At 59.1% G+C, this 19,104-nt stretch carries 13 protein-coding genes and 1 pseudogene; 6 read left to right on the top strand and 8 right to left on the bottom strand.

Annotated features, from left to right (window positions below):
- The first annotated feature begins 429 nt into the window (after positions 1-429).
- Together B723_RS22505 and nudC are read left to right on the top strand one after the other, a co-directional pair.
- Positions 430-1,242 carry a crotonase/enoyl-CoA hydratase family protein gene (locus B723_RS22505; RefSeq protein ID WP_017339067.1) on the top strand — a complete coding sequence of 271 codons (813 nt, stop codon included), beginning with the start codon at positions 430-432 and terminating at the stop codon, positions 1,240-1,242.
- Positions 1,243-1,249: 7 nt separating this feature from the next.
- Complete coding sequence (gene nudC / locus B723_RS22500) at positions 1,250-2,080, top strand: NAD(+) diphosphatase (protein ID WP_017339066.1); 831 nt, start codon at positions 1,250-1,252, stop codon at positions 2,078-2,080.
- On the opposite strand, the gene B723_RS22495 is transcribed toward nudC, so the two are convergent.
- From B723_RS22495 to B723_RS22485, 4 genes and pseudogenes are all read right to left on the bottom strand, one after another.
- Positions 2,048-2,827 (bottom strand): TSUP family transporter, encoded by a 780-nt coding sequence (locus B723_RS22495; protein WP_017339065.1) that lies wholly within the window; start codon positions 2,825-2,827, stop codon positions 2,048-2,050. The genes nudC and B723_RS22495 overlap by 33 nt on opposite strands.
- Positions 2,828-2,940: 113 nt before the next feature.
- A pseudogene (locus B723_RS34200) lies at positions 2,941-3,048 on the bottom strand (hypothetical protein); the annotation flags it as partial.
- 106 nt (positions 3,049-3,154) lie between these two features.
- Complete coding sequence (locus tag B723_RS22490; protein ID WP_017339064.1) at positions 3,155-3,631, bottom strand: DUF1348 family protein; 477 nt, start codon at positions 3,629-3,631, stop codon at positions 3,155-3,157.
- Positions 3,632-3,686: 55 nt separating this feature from the next.
- Positions 3,687-4,250 carry a TetR/AcrR family transcriptional regulator gene (locus B723_RS22485; RefSeq protein ID WP_017339063.1) on the bottom strand — a complete coding sequence of 188 codons (564 nt, stop codon included), beginning with the start codon at positions 4,248-4,250 and terminating at the stop codon, positions 3,687-3,689.
- 215 nt (positions 4,251-4,465) lie between these two features.
- Between B723_RS22485 and pssA the strand changes: the two genes are divergently transcribed.
- Positions 4,466-5,809, top strand: coding sequence for a CDP-diacylglycerol--serine O-phosphatidyltransferase (gene pssA / locus B723_RS22480; RefSeq protein WP_017339062.1), 1,344 nt, complete (start codon positions 4,466-4,468; stop codon positions 5,807-5,809).
- Positions 5,810-5,916: 107 nt separating this feature from the next.
- Positions 5,917-11,721, top strand: a complete 5,805-nt coding sequence (locus B723_RS22475) for a hypothetical protein (RefSeq protein ID WP_017339061.1) — start codon at positions 5,917-5,919, stop codon at positions 11,719-11,721.
- A gap of 62 nt (positions 11,722-11,783) precedes the next feature.
- On the opposite strand, the gene efeO (B723_RS22470) is transcribed toward B723_RS22475, so the two are convergent.
- From efeO (B723_RS22470) to efeU, 4 genes are read right to left on the bottom strand one after another with little or no spacing between them, the layout of a single operon-like run.
- On the bottom strand, positions 11,784-12,608 hold the full coding sequence (gene efeO, locus B723_RS22470) for an iron uptake system protein EfeO (protein WP_017339060.1): 825 nt from the start codon (positions 12,606-12,608) through the stop codon (positions 11,784-11,786).
- A 23-nt stretch (positions 12,609-12,631) separates the two neighbouring features.
- On the bottom strand, positions 12,632-13,930 hold the full coding sequence (gene efeB, locus B723_RS22465; RefSeq protein ID WP_017339059.1) for an iron uptake transporter deferrochelatase/peroxidase subunit: 1,299 nt from the start codon (positions 13,928-13,930) through the stop codon (positions 12,632-12,634).
- A 17-nt stretch (positions 13,931-13,947) separates the two neighbouring features.
- On the bottom strand, positions 13,948-15,147 hold the full coding sequence (efeO, locus tag B723_RS22460) for an iron uptake system protein EfeO (protein ID WP_031318959.1): 1,200 nt from the start codon (positions 15,145-15,147) through the stop codon (positions 13,948-13,950).
- Positions 15,148-15,155: 8 nt separating this feature from the next.
- Positions 15,156-15,995, bottom strand: a complete 840-nt coding sequence (gene efeU / locus B723_RS22455; protein ID WP_017339057.1) for an iron uptake transporter permease EfeU — start codon at positions 15,993-15,995, stop codon at positions 15,156-15,158.
- Between the two features lie 235 nt (positions 15,996-16,230).
- Here efeU and B723_RS22450 point away from each other — a divergent pair, with 235 nt between their 5' ends.
- Positions 16,231-17,247 carry an AraC family transcriptional regulator gene (locus B723_RS22450; protein ID WP_017339056.1) on the top strand — a complete coding sequence of 339 codons (1,017 nt, stop codon included), beginning with the start codon at positions 16,231-16,233 and terminating at the stop codon, positions 17,245-17,247.
- 185 nt (positions 17,248-17,432) lie between these two features.
- Positions 17,433-19,097, top strand: a complete 1,665-nt coding sequence (locus B723_RS22445) for an AMP-binding protein (protein ID WP_017339055.1) — start codon at positions 17,433-17,435, stop codon at positions 19,095-19,097.
- Positions 19,098-19,104: the final 7 nt, after the last annotated feature.

Here is a 19,104-nt window from a genome sequence, read left to right as displayed (position 1 = left end):
TTGGCTGGAGTGGACGTTGCAAGGATTGCACCAGTCGCAACGCACCTACCTTTCAGAGGACCGGCCACGAAGAGCAAAAGTTTCGATTATTTTTGCACTTTGTGACCGACCGGTTTTGCCTCGCGAAAATGAGTCTAGGCCAGAACTTAGAGCGGTGAAGCACAGATGGCAAAATTGTTCGACAATCGGTTCAATGAGGTACGGACGTGCATGAAAAGGGTTCAAACGCTCCGACGAAGTGCACGTTTTTTTGCGATCGAGCCCCAAAAGGTAACCTGGCGTTCACATGAATGTGCGAGTGCTGTCACGCCTGCGCACTACGCTGGTGCGCCATGCAGTCCCGCTTTTGGCCGAACCGCTGCCTTACTGCCGAACGGCATGCCTTGTTATAGTTCGGGCCTCATTTTTGCCCGGTAAAGGATCACTGCCATGTCTCAGTACACTGCGTTCACCGTCGAACTGGCCGATAAAATTGCCCATGTGCAGATCAATCGTCCGGAGAAGATCAATTCGATGAATGCCGCGTTCTGGAGCGAGATCATCGAGATCTTCCAGTGGATCGACGACACCGACGAAGTGCGGGTGGTGGTGCTCAGTGGCGCCGGCAAACATTTCTCGTCCGGTATCGACCTGATGATGCTGGCCGGCGTGGCCAATGAGCTGGGCAAGGACGTGGGGCGCAACGCCCGCCTGCTGCGGCGCAAGATTCTGGCACTGCAAGCTTCCTTCAATGCCGTCGACAATTGCCGCAAGCCGGTGCTGGCGGCGATTCAGGGTTACTGCCTGGGTGGCGCGATCGATCTGATAGCCGCCTGCGACATGCGTTATGCCGCCGAAGATGCGCAATTCTCGATCAAGGAAATCGACATCGGCATGGCCGCCGACGTTGGCACATTGCAACGCTTGCCGCGGATCATCGGTGACGGCATGCTGCGTGAACTGGCTTACACTGGTCGCTCGTTCGGCGCCGAGGAAGCGCGCACTATCGGTCTGGTCAATCGCGTCTACAGCGACACCGCCAGCCTGCTCGACGGCGTCATGGGCATTGCCCGCGACATCGCCAGCAAGTCGCCGATTGCGGTCACCGGCACCAAGGAGATGATCAGCTACATGCGTGACCATCGCATCGACGACGGCCTCGAATACGTCGCCACCTGGAACGCCGCCATGCTGCAATCCACCGATTTGCGCGTGGCCATGGCCGCCCATATGAGCAAACAGAAACCCGAATTTCTGGATTGATTGAAAAATGACTTCACGCTGGACCACTGCAGTACTGGACACCGATCAACCGGGCGGCTGGGCCGTCGCGCGCAGCCCCGAAGGCTTCCTGTTTGACGACAATGGCGCGCTGTTCCCGCGCGAATGGCTCAAGCGTCAGGACCTGACGATTCTTGCCGAACATGGCATAGGCCACCTGGATGGCGAGCCGGTGTATCTGCTGGAGCTGCGCAGTCACAGCGAAGTGCCGGGCTGCAACTGGAAAGGCCTGCGGGCGTTCATGCTCGACGGTGATCACGCCGTTTACAAGGTGCTGGGGTATGCCGCGCAAATCGGCACCTGGGCCCGCGAGCACCGCTTTTGCGGCAATTGCGGACAGGCCACGAAGCAAGTCATCCGGGAGCGGGCGATGTACTGCGAGCCGTGCGACCTGCGTTATTACCCGCGCATTTCGCCGAGCATGATCGTGCTGATTACCCGTGGCGATGAAGTCCTGCTGGCGCGTTCACCGCGTTTTGTCACCGGGGTCTACAGCACGCTGGCCGGATTCGCCGAGCCGGGCGAGTCGGCCGAAGATTGCCTGATTCGCGAGGTTCGCGAGGAAGTGCAGATCGAAGTCAAGAACATCCAGTACATGGGCAGCCAGTGCTGGCCGTTCCCGCACTCGATGATGCTCGGCTTTCACGCCGAGTACGCCGGTGGCGAAATTGTCTGTCAGGAAGACGAGATCGAGGACGCCCAGTGGTTCAACGTGCACGAGCTGCCGCCGTTGCCGGCGTCACGCTCGATTGCCCGTTACCTGATCGACGTCTATGTGGCGCGGCGTCTAGGCCACGCTGAACCAGTGTTGCCAGGCTAGCCGCACGGTCAGGCCCAGCACCACGGTGATGAACACCGGACGAATGAATTTGGCGCCGCCACTGATGGCGGAGCGGGCGCCGAAGAATGCACCGACCATCACCGACAGGCCCATGCACAGGCCGATGATCCAGTCCACTTGCCCGGAAAAGATGAACACCGACAGCGCCGCAATGTTGCTGACGAAGTTCATGCTGCGCGCCACACCGCTGGCCTTCACCAGGTCGATGGGGTACATCAGCATACTGCTGACGGTCCAGAACGCGCCGGTGCCGGGGCCGGCCACGCCGTCGTAGAAACCCAGGCTGAAGCCTTGGGTCGATTGCCACTTTTTCTTGATCGGCGCGTTGCTGTCCAGCGGCGCTTTCGGCGTGCCACCAAACAACAGGTAGAGGCCACAGGCGAACACGATCACCGGCAGCATCTTGTTCAGCCATTCGGCGGGCAGGTAATGCGCAACCACCGCACCGGTCAACGCGCCGACCAGCGTGCCGACAATGGCGTGCAGCCACTGCCGGGGATGGAACAGCTTGCGCCGGTAGAAGGTGAAGCTGGCGGTGGCCGAGCCGAAAGTCGAACTGAGTTTGTTGGTGCCCAGCACCAGATGCGGCGGCAAGCCGGCGGTCAGCAGCGCCGGGGTGGTCAACAGACCGCCGCCGCCGGCAATGGCGTCGATGAAACCGGCTATGAAGGCGACAACGGCCAGAATGGCCAGGGTGGAGAGATCAACGCTGAGTTCGAAAGGCATGGAATCGACTTATTCGGCGGGGTGCAGTAAAGGGCTGCGGGGAAGGGCCGATATCTTACCTACATCCAACTTCTGCTGCGACCGCGCTGCCCCAATTCCTTGTAGGCTCGGATTCAGATTTTACGGTCGGGCCCATTCCCGATCTGCCACACAAACGGCGGCTCAGTCCCGTTAATCGCCCAATCCCCGACAATCCGCGCATTACGCCAATGCCTGTTCAGCGAACACAAGCAGGCTCGCCCGCGATGGCGGCGTCACATTCAACACATTGGCTGACTGACATTCCGCTATCGCGGGCAAGCCCGCTCACAGTTGACCTATGTGAATTCAAAGACCGAGATCGGACAGCCCTGGGTGATCATCCGGCCGACGACCCAGCGGCCAGTGGAACTTGCGGTCGCTTTCCTTGATCGGCATGTCGTTGATGCAGGCGAACCGGTTGGCCATGAGGCCGTTCTCGTCGAACTCCCAGTTTTCGTTGCCGTAGGAACGGAACCAGTTGCCCGAGTCGTCGTGCCATTCATAGGCGTAGCGCACAGCGATGCGGTTGCCGGTGAACGCCCAGAGTTCCTTGATCAGCCGATAGTCCAGTTCCTTGGCCCATTTGCGGGTCAGGAAACCCTTGGCTTCTTCACGGTTGCAGGCGAATTCGGCGCGGTTACGCCATTTGGTGTCCAGGGTGTAGGCGAGGGACACCCGTTCCGGGTCACGGGAGTTCCAGCCGTCTTCGGCCAGGCGAATTTTTTCGATGGCGGACTCACGGGTAAAGGGCGGCAATGGCGGACGAACTTCGGCGTTAGACATGTAAAGTCTCCCTATCAAATTAAAGTTCAAGCAAGTTGTCGGGCTTGGTTAAGTGTTACAGGTCCAATAACTTTCGCGCCATGCATTGCGCATTATCGGCGGCACTGTGATCACCCATGACAAGCGCCACGGTAATGGCACCGTCGATCAGGATCAGCAGCTGTCTGGCCTGCGTCTCCGGGTCTTTGGCGCCATGTTCGGTGCAGAGCTCGCGCACGTAGTCGAGCAGCTTCTGTTTGTGTTCTTTGGCGACCAGGCGAACCGGGTCTTGCGGGTCGCCGGTTTCACCGCTGGTGTTGATGAAGGCACAGCCACGGAAGCCTTCCGAGGCAAACCAGGTCTTGAGCACGGTAAACAGGTTGAGCAGGCGATCGGCCGGGGTTTCGGCCTGGTCGACGGCGGTCCTGTACCAGTGCATCCAGCGCACGTCGCGCCGTTGCAGGGCGGCGACGGTCAGCTCCTCCTTATTGGCGAAGTAGCGGTAAATGCTTTTTCTGGAGACGCCGGCGGTTTTCACCAGAAGATCCATGCCGGTGGCAGAGATGCCACTTTTGTAGATCAACTTTTCGGTGACATCCAGAATGATGTCGCGTGTGTCGTTGCTAGTTATTTCGTTCATGCGGCCAACAGTAGAACGATCGTTCTCCTTGGTCAAGCGGCTTTTTTATTATTGATTGGATAGCTATCGCTTGCAGGCCCGCTCCCACAGGGGAATGCATTTCAGCTGTGGCAGCTAGCCTGCTGGCGATGAGGGCAGCACAGACACCAGCAAGACCCAAGCCCATCCATGGTGTAAGCTCTCGAACTCTCCGGATTCGACCCATTGCGAGCCCTATGCCGTCGCTTTTCAAACGCTCTCTGCTGCCTAAACTGCGCAGTTTTCCGCTGACCGCCGATGCCGTCACCATCCTCTCTGGCGCTGCCGAGTTCCGTCGTTGCCTGCTGGAAAAAATCGCCGCAGCGACCCAGCGCATCTACATCGTCGCGCTGTACCTGCAACAGGATGAAGCCGGCCAGGAAATTCTCGATGCCTTGCACGCCGCGAAACTGGCGCGTCCGGAACTGGACGTGGTGGTCGTCGTCGACTGGTTGCGCGCCCAGCGTGGCCTGATCGGTGCCGGCAAGCAGCCGGGCAACTCGGCGTGGTACCAGGAAACCACGCGCACCCACGACAGCGTTGTACCGGTGTACGGCGTGCCGGTGCAGACCCGCGAGCTGTTCGGCGTGCTGCATTTGAAAGGCTTCGTGATTGATGACTGCGTGATCTACAGCGGCGCCAGTCTCAACAACGTCTACCTGCACAAGTTCGACAAATACCGCTACGACCGTTATCACCTGCTGCAGAGCAGCGCGCTGGCCGATTCGATGCAGCACCTGGTCCAGCACGGCCTGGTCGCCTCGAAAGCGGTGCATCGCCTCGATCTGCCGAACCTGCCGACCACCCGCAGCCTGCGCAATGACATCGGCGACCTGCGCAGCCGCCTCAAGCACGCTACGTACGACACCACTATGGGCAGCACTGCCAAGGACGGTTTGTCGGTCAGCCCGTTGCTCGGGGTGGGCAAGAACAATCCGTTGAGCCGGGTGATCTGCGAATTGATCGCCAGCGCGCAGCATCAACTGACGATCTGCACGCCGTACTTCAACTTGCCATTGGCGGTGACCCGGGAAATCAATCGGGCATTGGCGCGTGGCGTGAAGATCGACATCGTGGTCGGTGACAAGACCGCCAACGACTTCTACATCCCGCCGAGCGAGCCTTTCAAGGTGATCGCAGCATTGCCCTACCTCTACGAGATCAGCCTGCGCCGCTTCGCCAAGCGTCATCATCGCAGCGTCGACAGCGGTCAGTTGAACCTGCACCTGTGGAAGGACGGCGACAACACCTATCACCTCAAAGGCATGTGGATCGATCAGCGTTATACCTTGCTGACCGGCAACAACCTCAACCCGCGAGCGTTCCGCCTCGACCTGGAAAACGCGTTGCTGATTGATGACCCAAAAGGGGAGTTGCTGCAGCCGCGTCGCAGCGAGCTGGCGGAGATTTTCCAGCACACCACGCGTATCGAGCGGTATCAGGATCTGGAAACCCTGCCAGATTACCCGGCGGCAGTGGCCAAGTTTCTCAAGCGGGTGAGTCGAGTGCGGATCGAGCGATTGTTGTATCGGATTTTGTAAGTTTCAGGTGCTTTGAAGGGGCACCGGACTTTGGGCGTTATTTGATAGTGAGGGGGCGGGACAGGTTCTAGCGTGCCGCCGTGACCTCATGAAACAAGAGATTTCCAATGCCCGCTCCGTGTGGCCCTTCCAATGCAACGCCTTCTGCATTCTCCTTCCGTTCAGGCAATGACACGCCTGATTCGACCCGGGTCAGCAAGCAACTCCTCAAAGCGCAAAACATCCCCACACGCACGATGCTCCCCGGAGCCAGATTTCCGGTGTTCGATTCATCGTTCTCAGCAGAGTTGAACGACCTTTATCCTCCGGTGTATCGCAAGGGGGATGGGTATCCTGGCGAACTGGTCTTCGATCAAATGTCGCTTGAGAAAACCTGGGCTTCCTTGAGAAAGCACTTGAAGACACAGCGGCTTTCGGAACAGGAGGTGCTTGATGTTTTGAAAAGCGGCCTTTTGCAAACCGATGTGGGTCGTTCGATGGCTGACTTGTTCGTGGAGGCGATGATGCGTTCGATTCAGCCCAAAGGCGACCTGACCGTCGAGCGACTGCGCGCCATTGTCGAGGTCATCTGCCATTTGCCGCCGGACCGCTGGGGGGAGGTATTCGGCGAACGTCTCGAATTGTTCGCAAGCGCCAACCCCGACAGTGTTCTCGGATTTATACAGTTACACAGGAATTCATCGCGACATCAATTAGACGAGCTGATCGCCAATGGTGAGTTGTTGTCGGATCTTCAGTGGCAATGCCTGCGCACCACCGTCAGGGACTGCCGGTCGTCAATCAGGCCATGGCGTGAGGGGCGAATCGAAAGCACGCTGACCAAGCTGGAAGAGTTTTTGACTGTCCGGCCATCACCCGCAGAGACCAGATTTTTATTGGGCGAATTTCTGCAACGCCTGGATGAGACCACTCAACGTGAGCGTTTCCCGGACCGGCACAAACGGGCAGTCCAGGCGCTCTGGCAAAACATCGAGCTGAAGTCTGTGCCGCCATTGTTCAACGAGTGGACAGACCCTGCGTGGCTGACGGCCGGCGTACAGCATTGGGTCAATCGGGCGAATTCGGCACTCAATACACTGGGCGCGTTGCCCGTGATGGATTTGGGTAAAGCATTGTTCAATGGTGCGAAGTCGGCAGGCAAAACTGCGGCAACGGGGGTGTGGGCTAGTGCGTCGACGGCAGTGTCGACGGCGATTATCGCGTTTCAGGAGGAAGCTAAACGGGGCGGCGTTTCTGTCAATAGCGAAGCTGGAAAAGCACTCGCAGACACCGGGCAGGAGGATGGCTTTTCACTGCTCTCGGCGTTGGAAGCAATTAATCAGAATGCTGACTTCTTCAAACATATCGATGTCCGTGGAACACCTGTACCGCAAGGGGGGTGGGCCAAACTGTTGTATGTGCTGAATGCCGTCGACAATGCCCGGCAGCTGAAGGTCCCCGTGGCCGGGCGGCCCGTTCTCCCTGGCCGGCCCGCTCAGCAGGCGCAACCGCCAGTGCAATATGAAAGCGGGAGCCCATCATCCGTTTCGCCACAGATTAATGTGACTGTCGCAAACGCCGCAGTCCTAGGCCAACCCTTCAATGTCCCCCAGCCTGTGCGTTTGGACGGTACACGGCCCCGCCCACATGCACAGGAAAATGTGGCATCACTCTATGTCGGAGCATTTGAGCAAGCCGAACTGTTTGCCCGGCACATCGATGAATTACTTACGCAATCCATGCATTTGCTGACCGGCTGGCACCCCGTCGAAGCAGTCGAGCAGACTGAACTTGTCCCGCTGCGCACCCTGTTTGGAGCGCTTCCAGACCTGCTCAAACCCTTCCTCCCTCATGAGTCGGAACCTGTAGCCAACCCGGACAGTCCTTACGCGCCGACAGTCGAACCGCTGGAACAACAGCAGCGTTTCATCGATACGTTGTACTCCGATCTTGGCGTATGGCTTCAGACAGTCGGCAGTTACCTGTCCGCGATGGGTGTGTCGACGTTGAACTCCGTGACGGGTATTGCCCGGCAGCACCCACGCGCCGCCGCAACGATCGCGATGGCCACAATTTATGCGGCTGTCCATGAATTCCACAAACTCCGGGCCGGAGCAATTATCGGTGGTCCACACTTTATCCAGGAACAAGACGCCGGACTGCGTGGCGACATCTTGAATGAAGTGGAAACCGCCCTGAGCGCAATGCCATCGGTTGACGAGGCTATCAGGGCGCGAATCGCCGACTCGACTTTTGAGGATCCTCACGAGGATCCCCGATTGGTGAACGATGTTGCCGGCTTGTTGCTGCAGCCGGTGCCATGGAACCGGAGCATTAGCAGCGCTGAATTGATCCTCGAGGTCGCCGAACACCCCCGGGATGACTATTTCAAGCACCACGATCTTGCTCCACTCATTGATGAGGGCACGACAGAGCCAGAACGTACACAACGATCAAAACGGGCCGCCGAGTGGGTGTTGGAGACGTTGAATGATCCGGGCGCGCTCTCCACCGCGGATCATCAGCTGCACAGTGACGTCCTTACAGTGCTGGAGTCCAATCGGAACACGCCAGTGGTGATCCCTGCGGGGACGCTGATCCACTCATCGGTCGAACTGTACAAGCAAGCCGTGAACGACAACGCGCTTCTGGAGTTCTTCACTGCCAAAGGCCTGGCCTTGCCAACGCTGCGCATCCATCACGACCGGGTGACAGGGGCCATCACCAAAAACGGCCTGACCACCCTCCACGAATTCGGGCTGTGGGATCATTCGGGGTGGTGGCCGGCGGCAAAATCACTGTTGCCGATCCTGAAATTGCTCGACCCCGGCGATTTCGGGTTGTGTCATTTGAGTTCGGACTCCAACGCCATTCCTCGCGATACTGTGCTCGGGTTTTACGGGGTAAACCCGCCATCCCGGACAGTGAGCGCACAACAAATCGCCAGCCAATTGAAAACTTCGGCGTGGCCCGCGTTCTCTACCGCTAAAAAGGCGCGCCTGGAAAAAGCGATCGAACAGGTCGAACAGATTGCTGACGTTGCCAAGGAGTGCGCACTGTTGGTCACTGCCCTCGAACGGGTGGTAAAGGACAAGGCCGATAGCGCGCCCGTTACCTTGTCGGAAACCATGGCTGGTTTTGTCAGCAGACCACTTGAGCAGGCAAGCCAGGAAATACGCCGCCACCTGCATGATTTACTGGCGTTGCCAGCGATGATCGAACTTTGCCAGGCTCTGAAAATCGACTGCAGCCTGTTCCCTGTCAGGCTCGCTGAGCGAAAAATCCAGGTGTTCTCCGAGGGGATCTGGGTTGATCTGACTGGCGCTGTGAACGCACGGCCTGCGTTAAAGGCAGCGCTCGACAAGTTGTTTGAGCAGGCCAGAACATCCGGCGGCGCACTGTACTCCAGTACGTCTGCTGACCTGCTGCAAGTCATCCGTTTCAGAGGCTTTGATGCGCCCAAAAATGTCGCAGAGGTGCGTAACATCATTGGTTGGCTGAACACGTCAATGCCGCCATCCCCACCGTTAGGCAACTATGGGGCAGACTGGCCGTTGGCTAATACTGCGCCTGTCACGCTATCAAACGCTGAAAAGACTCAGATTATTGAGTTGTCCAAAGTACTTCTGGACGGGTCGCCGTCAATCTTCCACGCGTTGGGTACTTATCCGCTCACCGGCACCTCAGTCGAACAGCGGCGAAACAATGCCCACCATTTGCTCGCTGAGATTTTCGACACGTATGGTGCCGACGCTTGGGGACAGCAATTGGTCAAAAAACTCAATTGGTACGGAGCCACCGAAGGGCAAACGGCTTCCATGGAGCACTGCCAGCAGCTCCTGTGCACGGCGATAAAACTGAGCGTTGATCCCGACGCGCCTGGCAAGTCCGGAAACATTGCCGGTTACGATGTTTATCAGCCCGGCAACAGAGGGCGTGAACTGGGTGCGATACGTGCCGATATCGAAAATCATTTGATTAGTGACAAGGGTGTCAGCGCGCTGACTGCACCACTGGTGGCGCACTTGTTCCTGGCCGAGGTTGCCCCGGAGTTCCTCGTGCCTGGCGGTAGCAACGTGCACATGGGAACGGTCAACTGGATGACGTTGCGCCTGGGCGTTGCCATCGTGGAAGCAACGAATCAGGGCTGTTCCCGTGCGATGCCCGCCGACCAGCTCATGGCGCTTGCAGTGCTTGATCCAGCCACCGAAGAAAGCCGCCTGTTGTTTCAGAGCGCCGGTGTCGACATCTTAGTGGCATGGGGTGTCATGAACGGCGTTATTCGACAGAGGCACACGTCATCCTATTCACCCGGGGATTATGAATACGCCGCCAAAATGTTCGCCAGGCAGCGCACTGACATTGCCAAGGCATTGCAGACCTTTTCCCGCCCGCTGCAAACGCGCAGGGACATGGCCATCATTGAGTTACGCAAGGTATTTCCGGATGCCAGTGACCACGAAATAGGGGCGATGAAACTCTGGTCAAAATTATTGGGTGCCAGCTGGAACCTCCAGGCCGCCAAAGGGACCACCCACGATCTGGTCGAGGTGTACATGGCCGGTGACTTGACCCCTGAAAATTGGTGGCAGCCCAGCCGGATGGGGATGACGCAAGGGGTGTGGGAAACCAGAATCCAGGCACTACCAGACCTCGACACGCTTTTAACGTCTTCCGTGGACAGCTATTTCGCCGGATTTTCTGAAGCGTTTATCGCTCCAACCCAACTGCTGTTCGCCGAACTGCCTTTGCAAGACCGCCAATGTATTGAGCTGGGGACCATCGAACTGTTCACCTTGCGAGAAGAAACCGGGAGGATAAAAGAGGATGAAACACGCGAGCTTCAGGCGGCGGCTCGGGGGGGATATGGCACGCTGATACGCTGTGAGCACGGTGGAAAAATCAGCTACTTCGAAGTGTTCCCGGCGCAGATGAAAATCATCAAGCGTTCGGACCTGCCCGATGTGCTGCCGCTGAATGGCGTGATGACAGTCGAAAAAGTCAAAGTCAGTAAAGGTTCTCCAGTCAATGCAGTCGTTCAGCGAGGCGCTGAGTTGCCCTTCGATTTTCTGGCATATACAACAGGGGCCGCACCGCGAACCCATGTCAAATCACCCAAGTTGATCATCGAGAAATTGGGTGACAGCTTTGCCGCTACGCCGCTGGTGGGTTACGCGGATGAAACAATATACGTCCCCAATAGTTACTTCTCGCCCAAGCTGGCGAGGATCATCAGTGCGGTGATCAACGATAATTTTCTGCAGGGGCAAAAGGCGGTTCTGCTGGATCGCGCCAAAGGACTCACACCCCGGGACAAGCAGAAGCAATTCTGGGAAAACCTGAAAGGCTTTGCACTGCAGCTGATTCCCTTCGTCGGCTGTGTGAGCGATTTGAGCACCGGGACGCGCATGGGCTTGATCAATGGCGTGTTTGGGTGTTTTTCCGATGCTGTTTCAAGCCTGTCCGGATTGGTCGGTGGCGTGAGTACGGCAGTGGGCGTGGTCAAGTCTGTTTCACCGGTCAAGGTGAAGGCTTTTGAGTTAATGAAAATCAGCGCGGGTTCAGTCCATTCGGTCATCAACCCGTTGAGCGGATTGCCTGATCTCCTCTCGGGCACTGCAAGAGGCATGCGGCGCTTTGGTCAAATGCTGACCAGTCGTGTATTCGATATCACTCAAAACGGCCTCGGTCGCCTGCAAACCGGCCTCAATCAAGTCAGGGGCTTTTTCGGAGGAGCCGCCGGGGCGGCGGGGAAAAAAATGTCGGGTTGGGTGGATGCTGATCACGCGCTCATGCAAGGCATTCACCGAGGCACTAACACCACGGCCATTCGTCAGAACAACAAATGGTATGGCGTGGACAATAGCGGTAGGCCTTTCGGGCCTGCACTTGTGGGTTTCATCCCTCTGGATCTAAAACTTCAGCAGCGCTGACCCCGCCTGGACGGCTTCGCGAGCAAGCCTTGCCCGCGAAGCGTCCTTCAAAGGGTTGAAACTCAGTTCAGCCCCAATTTCCCACGCAACGTCGACAAGTCCTCAGCCAATGTATTCACCGGCCCAACCAGCGCTTTACGGTCGCTGTCCTTCACTTTGTCGTAAGTCTCAAAACCCCCATCCCTGGTCTTGTATTTGGCCAATGTCTTGTTCACCGTTGCAAAGTTCTTGTCGACCTTGGCCATGAACACCGCGTCCTGCTTCTCGATCTGCGGACGGAACAGGTCGACGATTTTCTTCGCGCCGTCGATGTTGCCCTGGAAGTCGTAAAGATCGGTGTGGCTATAGCGATCTTCCTCGCCGGAGATCTTGGTCGCCGCGACTTCTTCCAACAACGCCGCTGCGCCACCCACCACTTTCTCGGGCGGGAAGGTCAGGCCGGCCACGCGGGTTTGCAAGTCTTTGACATCCTTGTTCAAGCCATCAGCCAATTGTCCGAGACCCTTGGTGCTTTTCTCGGAGAACAGCGAATACTCGATGCGGTGGAAACCGGTGAAGTCTTCGGCCTTCACGCCTTTTTCGTGATCGTCGACACGGGAGTCGATGGACGCGTCCAGGTCACTGAACAGTTCGGCGATCGGCTCGATGGACTCATAGTAAACCCGGGTCGGCGCATAGAGTTTTTGCGCGGTGGCAAGGTCGCCTTTCTTCACGGCGTCGGTGAATTTCTGAGTGTGGCTGGCCAGTTCGTCCAATTGTTCAGTGACGTAGATCTTGTAGTCCGAGATCGGCCCCACCAGTTCCAGCGGCGCCGTCGCCGCGAAAGCCGAAAGCGGGGTGTTGAGCAAACCAAGGGTCAGCAGTAACGCGAGGGGCGACTTTTTCATGGGACGGTTCCGTATCGGGGTGGTTATGCGGTTGTTTTTGGGGAGGCAGCGTCAAGCAGTGAGCGACCGATGAAATCCTGGTCGCCCGTCACACCCGGCAAGGTGAAGAAGTACCCCCCGCCGACCGGCTTGAGGTATTCCTCGAGCGGTTCACCGTTGAGTCGGGTTTGCACAGTGATAAAGCCTTTTTCCAGATCGGCCTGGTAGCAGATGAACAGCAATCCCATGTCCAGCTGACCGTTCTTGTTCACGCCGTTGGAGTAGTTGAACGGTCGGCGCAGGATCAGGTTGGCCTGGCTCGCGGCGGTGCGCGGGTTGGCCAGGCGGATATGGGCGTCAAGCTTGGTCAGCTTGCCTTCCGGGTCCTTGCCGTAATCCGGGACCTCGGTTTCATGAGCGCCACCCATGGGTGCGCCTGTGCTTTTGATCCGTCCGAGGATGCTTTCCTGTTCCTGCAACGGTGTGCGGTCCCAGCGTTCGACGAAGTTGCGGATGATCCGCACCGCTTGATAGCTGCCATTGGCAGCCCAGGCCGGTTCGTCGTTGCCGGGCTGGACCCAGACGATGCTGTCCATGGCCTTGGCGTCGTTGGAGTCGGGGTTGGCCGAGCCGTCGCGAAAGCCCAGAAAGTTGCGCGCGCTCTGTGCCGGCACACCCGGTTTCGCGGGAGCCTGCGGCGGTACGCTGCCTTCCTGTTTCCAACGCACCAGCAGCAGGTCCGGCAGGTTCTTCACGATATCGCGCAGTGCATGGATGTTGGTGTCGGCGGTGTTGGCGCAGAACTGCAGGCTCAGGTCGCCGTGGCAGCAATCGGCCTCCAGCGCATCGTTGGGAAAGCCAACCATGCGGATCAGCCGTTTCGGTTTGGCGTTCGCCAGGCCGAAGCGCTCATCGAACAACGATTCGCCGACCGACACGGTGATGGTGAGGTTATCCGGCGTCACCACCGGGCCGAGAATGCCTGAATCCACCGGCGGCAGTTTCGGATCGACCTGCGCCACCGGGCCGCCGTGCATCAGGAACGCGATGCGCTCATTGAGCGTGCGGAACAGCCGCTCCAGGTCCTCGCGGTCGCTGGCCAACACATCAAACGACACCAGCATGCCGGACGCCGGTCGAGGGGTGACGATGCCGCTCTGGTGCTGGCCATGGAAATCGTGGCGGTCCTCGGTCTTGTCGCTGCTCGGCGCTTCGGTGACTTGCGCGGGGCTGGCGGCCAGGGCCGGGCAGCTCAAGGCTGAACCGGCCAGGGCCACGCCGGCGACGCCCATGCCCATCAATACCCGGCGCCGCTGAAGGTTGAATTGCTCTGAATCGTTCATCTGAAGTTCGTCTTCTGCTATAGGCCGGAAAGGCCGAGGGCGGGATCGATGCCGTCGAGTGCGTCGGCCAGCGCCTTGGCCATGTCGGCGATCTGTTTACGCTGTTCGGCGCTGACGCTGTCGTAGCTCGCGTAGCCTTTCTCGACCTTGAAGCCGTCAAGTTCTGCATCGAGGCTGGCGATGGCGTTGTCGAGAGTGGGCAGCAGTTCGGCGGCGGACTTGGTCAGCAGCGGACGCAACAGGTCGACGACTTTGCGGGCAGCAAAGAGGTTGCCGGCGAAACCGTTCAAGTCGGTGCGGCTGTAGCGTTCTTCTTCACCGCTGCTCGCGCGCACTTCGCCCAGGTTGTTGAGGTTGCGCACCACGGTGCTGACCAGCTGTTCCGGCGGTAGCGATTGGGCGAGCAGTTGTTGTTTGAGCGTGGTGACGTCGGTCAGCAACCGTTGAGCCACCGGTGTCAGGCCGTCGAGGGTGCGTTGCTGGAACAGCGCATATTCGAGGCGATGGAAACCGCTGAAACCCGGATCCTGCTCGCGTTTTTCAAAGTAATCGGCACGGGCGTTGATCGTGTTGTCGAGTTCGGCGAGGCGCTGTGCGGCCGGGGCGATGCGCTGATACGCGGTGCGGGCCGGGACATACAACGCTTGCGCCTGGCTCAGGTCGCCGGCTTCGATGGCTTGCTCTAGCGCGGTGACGGCTTTGATCAGCGCGGTGCTTTGGCTGCTCAGGTAAACGCGGAACTCCGACAGTGGCCCGACGAAAGCGACCATCGACGGTTTGGCTTTGGCCGCGGCATCGGAAGCGGTGGTAGGCGTCACATGCAGCGTGCCGCGCGGGTTGCTCAGCAGGCCGCAAGTGATCGCGTAATCGCCGGGCATCAGGTTGGCGTTGATCACCTGGCTCAGGCCGGGGGCGATGTTTTCCCGTTCTTCGACCACCAGCACGCCATCGAGGATTTCCCACTCAACGGCGCGGTCCGAGTGGTTGACGATGCGGAAACTGGCGCGACCGGCCGGCACCGTCAATGCATTCGGCTCGCAGCTGTGCGGGTGAATGGTCACCAGCACTTCGTCATGGTTGGCCTGACGTTTGGCCGCAGCCATTTTTGAGGCGTAGTAGAACAGGCCGCCGGCGGCGATCATCACGATCACCGAACCGGCCACCGCCCAGCGCAAGGCACGGGGAGGGGAGGCCACTGGAGGAGTAGGCGTTGACATGTAGGCCCTTACTGACTGGAAACGGAAGAAGCGTGTTTAGCGGGTGCAGGCGCGGGGAGAAAAAACATCACCAGCGCCAGCACCAGATAGATCAGGTAGGCACCCAGGGTGCTGACAGTCGGTGCATCCTGATACCCGAACATGCCGGCCAGCACTGACCCCAGCGGGCCATCCATCGGCAGCGTGGCGCTGAAATCGAACAGCACGGTTTGCAGGTGATTCCAGACCCCGGCTTCATGCAGCGCCTGCACCGAGTTGGCGAGAATGCCGGCGGCCACCACGAGGATGAACAGGCCGGTCCAGCGGAAGAACGCGCCGAGGTTCAGGCGCATGCTGCCGGTGTAGATCAGGAAACCGACGATGATCGCCAGGATCAGGCCGAGCAGGGCACCGATCGGTGCGGCCGGCCCTTCGCTCTGCTGGAACACCGCGAGCAGGAAGAACACCGTTTCCAGGCCTTCCCGGGCGACGGCAAAAAACACCATGGCGATCAGCGCTGTCACTTGATGCCTGGAGCCGGTCAACGCGTGATCGAGGGAGACGTGCAGCGAATGCTTGATCGAACGCGCCACCTTGCGCATCCAGAACACCATGGAACTGAGAATGCCGACGGCGACCAGGCCGACCACGCCTTCGAACAGTTCCTGTTGTTTCTGCGGGAATTCGGCACTGACCAACTCCAGGCCACCGCCCACCAGCAGGGCCAGCGCGGCGGCGAGAAACACGCCGATCCATACGGCAGGCATCCATTGACCGCGACCGGTTTGCTTGAGGTAGCTGGCGATGATGCCAACGATCAATGCGGCCTCAATGCCTTCGCGCAGCATGATCAGAAAAGGGACAAGCATTCGGCACCGTCTGGGAATTAGATAGGGTGCTAATTTGTAACATAATGACACTCATTACCAAATGGCAATCATTGGCATTAACCTGAACCTAAGCTGAACAGATCAAAAGATCGCAGCCTTCGGCAGCTCCTACAGGTAATGCATACCAAATGCAGGCGCTGCCGAAGGCTGCGATCTTTTGATCTTATCGGGCTAATATGCGCACCATTCATAAAAACAGGGCACACCCCGCTCAATGTCGGAAAAAGACACCATCTCCATTCAACTGGTGCGTGAAGCGCTGTTGCAAAGTTGCGCCCCCGGCGCCTCCACCGACGAGGTGTTGAACAAGGTCGGCATCGATCCGGGGCTGCTCGAATCGACCACAGCCCGCGTGCCGGCCACCGCGTACGCACGGCTTTGGCGCTTGCTGGCGCGGCGTCGGGACGATGAATTTTTTGGCATGGACCCGCGCAAGCTCAAATCCGGCAGTCTGGCGTTTCTGTGCCGCTGTTCCATGGTCCAGCCGAGCCTCGCTGCCGGCCTGACCTCGGGGCTGGGGTTTCTGTCGTTGATGCTCGAACACCTGCCCGCGCAGCTGGTTCGCCAGCAAAGCCTCGCAGAGATCGTGCTGCTGGAAGACGACCAGGACCCGCGTCGCGCCTTTACCTATTTCACCTACTGGATGATCGTTCACGGCGTTGCCTGTTGGCTGGCGGGGCGACGGATTCCGATTCTGGCCATCGAGTTGCGCTGCCCGCAGCCGGATTTCTGTGACGACTATCAGGTGATGTTTTCCGAGAACCTGCGTTTCGACCGGCCGCGCACCCGGATGATTTTCTCCGCCGACTGCCTGGATTTGCCGATCAAACGCAGCGCCGAAGAACTCAAGCGATTCCTGGCCCATGCGCCGGCCAATATTCTGGTCAAGTACCGCGACCCGGAGAGCCTGGCGAGCCGGATCAAGCACGATTTGCGGCAGTTGCCCGCCGAACAGTGGCCAGAGACCGAACCTCTGGCGCAACAACTGTGCATGTCGGCCTCGACCTTGCGTCGGCGACTGGCGGAAGAGGGGCAGACGTATCAGGGGCTCAAGGACAGCGTGCGCAAGGAACTGGCCATTGTCTGGCTGGCTGAACCGAGTATCAGCTTCGCCGAGATCGCTACGCGGTTGGGGTTTGCCGATGCGAGTTCGTTCTATAAGGCTTTTCGCAAGTGGTCGGGGTCGAATCCGGGGCATTACCGGAGTTTGATTCTGAACGAGGCCGACTGAACCTGATTTTGTAGTGATCGTGCCCGCGATGGCGGCCGCCCAGGCGCCGCATTCCTCAATTCTTGGCCAAACCAGTCAGACAACTTGATAGCTTTGACCATTGCCCCACCCCCCGCGCAGAGCGAGTATTTCCCTGTTGGTTACGGTTCCCCCCAGCCTAATAAAAATACAGAGGGATTCTGGCAATGCGCGATTACTTGTCTGCCACGTCACAGTTCAATTATCAGCACACCGTCGATACCGCACTCGCGGGCGATCTGACGGCCCTCAATGCCTGCGTCGAGTGTTGCGACCGGCATGCGTTGCCAGGCCGCATCGCGCTGTTCTGGGAAGGCCGCGACGGCACCAGCGCCACGTACACGTTCAGCGAGCTGCAGGACAAGGCAGCGCGTTTCGCCAATTTCCTCCTGGCTCAGGGCGTGAAGAAAGGCGACAAGGTCGCCGGCCTGCTGCCGCGCAATATCGAATTATTGATCACCGTGTTCGCCACCTGGCGCATCGGTGCGGTGTATCAGCCGTTGTTCACCGCATTCGGCCCCAAAGCCATCGAGCATCGCCTGAGCAGTTCCGGCGCCAAAGTGGTGGTGACCGACGCGGTCAACCGCTCCAAACTCGCTGAAGTTGCCGACTGCCCGACCATCGTCACCGTCGGTGGCGCGAAAGGCCAGGGCATTGTCCGCGGCGATTTCAGTTTCTGGGCCGAACTGGCCAACTATTCCCCCGAGTGCGAGCCGGTGCTGCTGATCGGTGAAGAGCCGTTCCTGCTGATGTTCACCTCGGGCACCACCGGTCCGTCGAAGGCGTTGTCCGTGCCGCTCAAGGCCATCGTCGCCTTTCAGAGCTACACCCGTGACGCCGTGGACTTGCGCCCGGAAGATGCATTCTGGAACGTCGCCGATCCGGGCTGGGCCTACGGCATCTATTTTGGTGTGACCGGGCCGATGTCGATGGGGCATCCGATCACCTTTTACGATGGCCCGTTCACCCTCGAAAGCACCTGCCGGGTGATCAACAAATACGGGATCACCAACCTCACCGGGTCGCCGACGGCATATCGTTTGCTGATCGCCGGTGGCGACGAGTTCGCCAAATCGATCAAGGGCAAATTGCGCATCGTCAGCAGTGCCGGCGAGCCGTTGAACCCGGAAGTGATTCGCTGGTTCGCCGACAACCTCGGCGTGGTGATTCATGACCATTACGGCCAGACCGAATTGGGCATGGTCCTGTGCAACCACCACGGTCTCGAACATCCGATTCACCTGGGCGCCGCCGGTTTTGCCTCGCCAGGCCACCGCATCGTGGTGCTCGACGACGAGTACCAGGAGCTGGGCGTCGGCCAGCCGGGCATCCTGGCCATCGACCGCACTCAGTCGCCGATGTGCTGGTTTGCCGGTTACGAAGGCGCGCCCACCAAGGCCTTCGTTGGCAACTATTACCTGAGTGGCGACACCGTCGAGTGGAACCCGGACGGCAGCATCAGCTTCGTCGGCCGCAGTGATGACGTGATCACCACCTCCGGCTACCGCGTCGGGCCGTTCGACGTGGAAAGCGCGTTGATCGAACACCCGGCCGTGGTCGAAGCGGCGGTGGTGGGCAAGCCCGATCCGGAGCGCACCGAGCTGGTCAAAGCGTTCGTCGTGCTCAGCGCGCAATACCGCGCCGCCCCCGAATTGGCCGAAGAGCTGCGCCAACATGTGCGCAAGCGTCTGGCCGCGCACTCGTACCCCCGTGAAATCGAATTTGTCAGCGAGTTGCCGAAAACCCCAAGCGGCAAATTGCAGCGCTTTATCTTGCGCAACCAGGAAATCGCCAAGGCTCAAGAGGCCGCGGCGAAGAACGCTTCAGCTTGAATCCAAG

It is taken from the genome of Pseudomonas fluorescens NCIMB 11764 (genome assembly GCF_000293885.2).
GTDB lineage: Bacteria > Pseudomonadota > Gammaproteobacteria > Pseudomonadales > Pseudomonadaceae > Aquipseudomonas > Aquipseudomonas fluorescens_B.
This window is presented reverse-complemented; position numbering and strand designations above follow the sequence as displayed.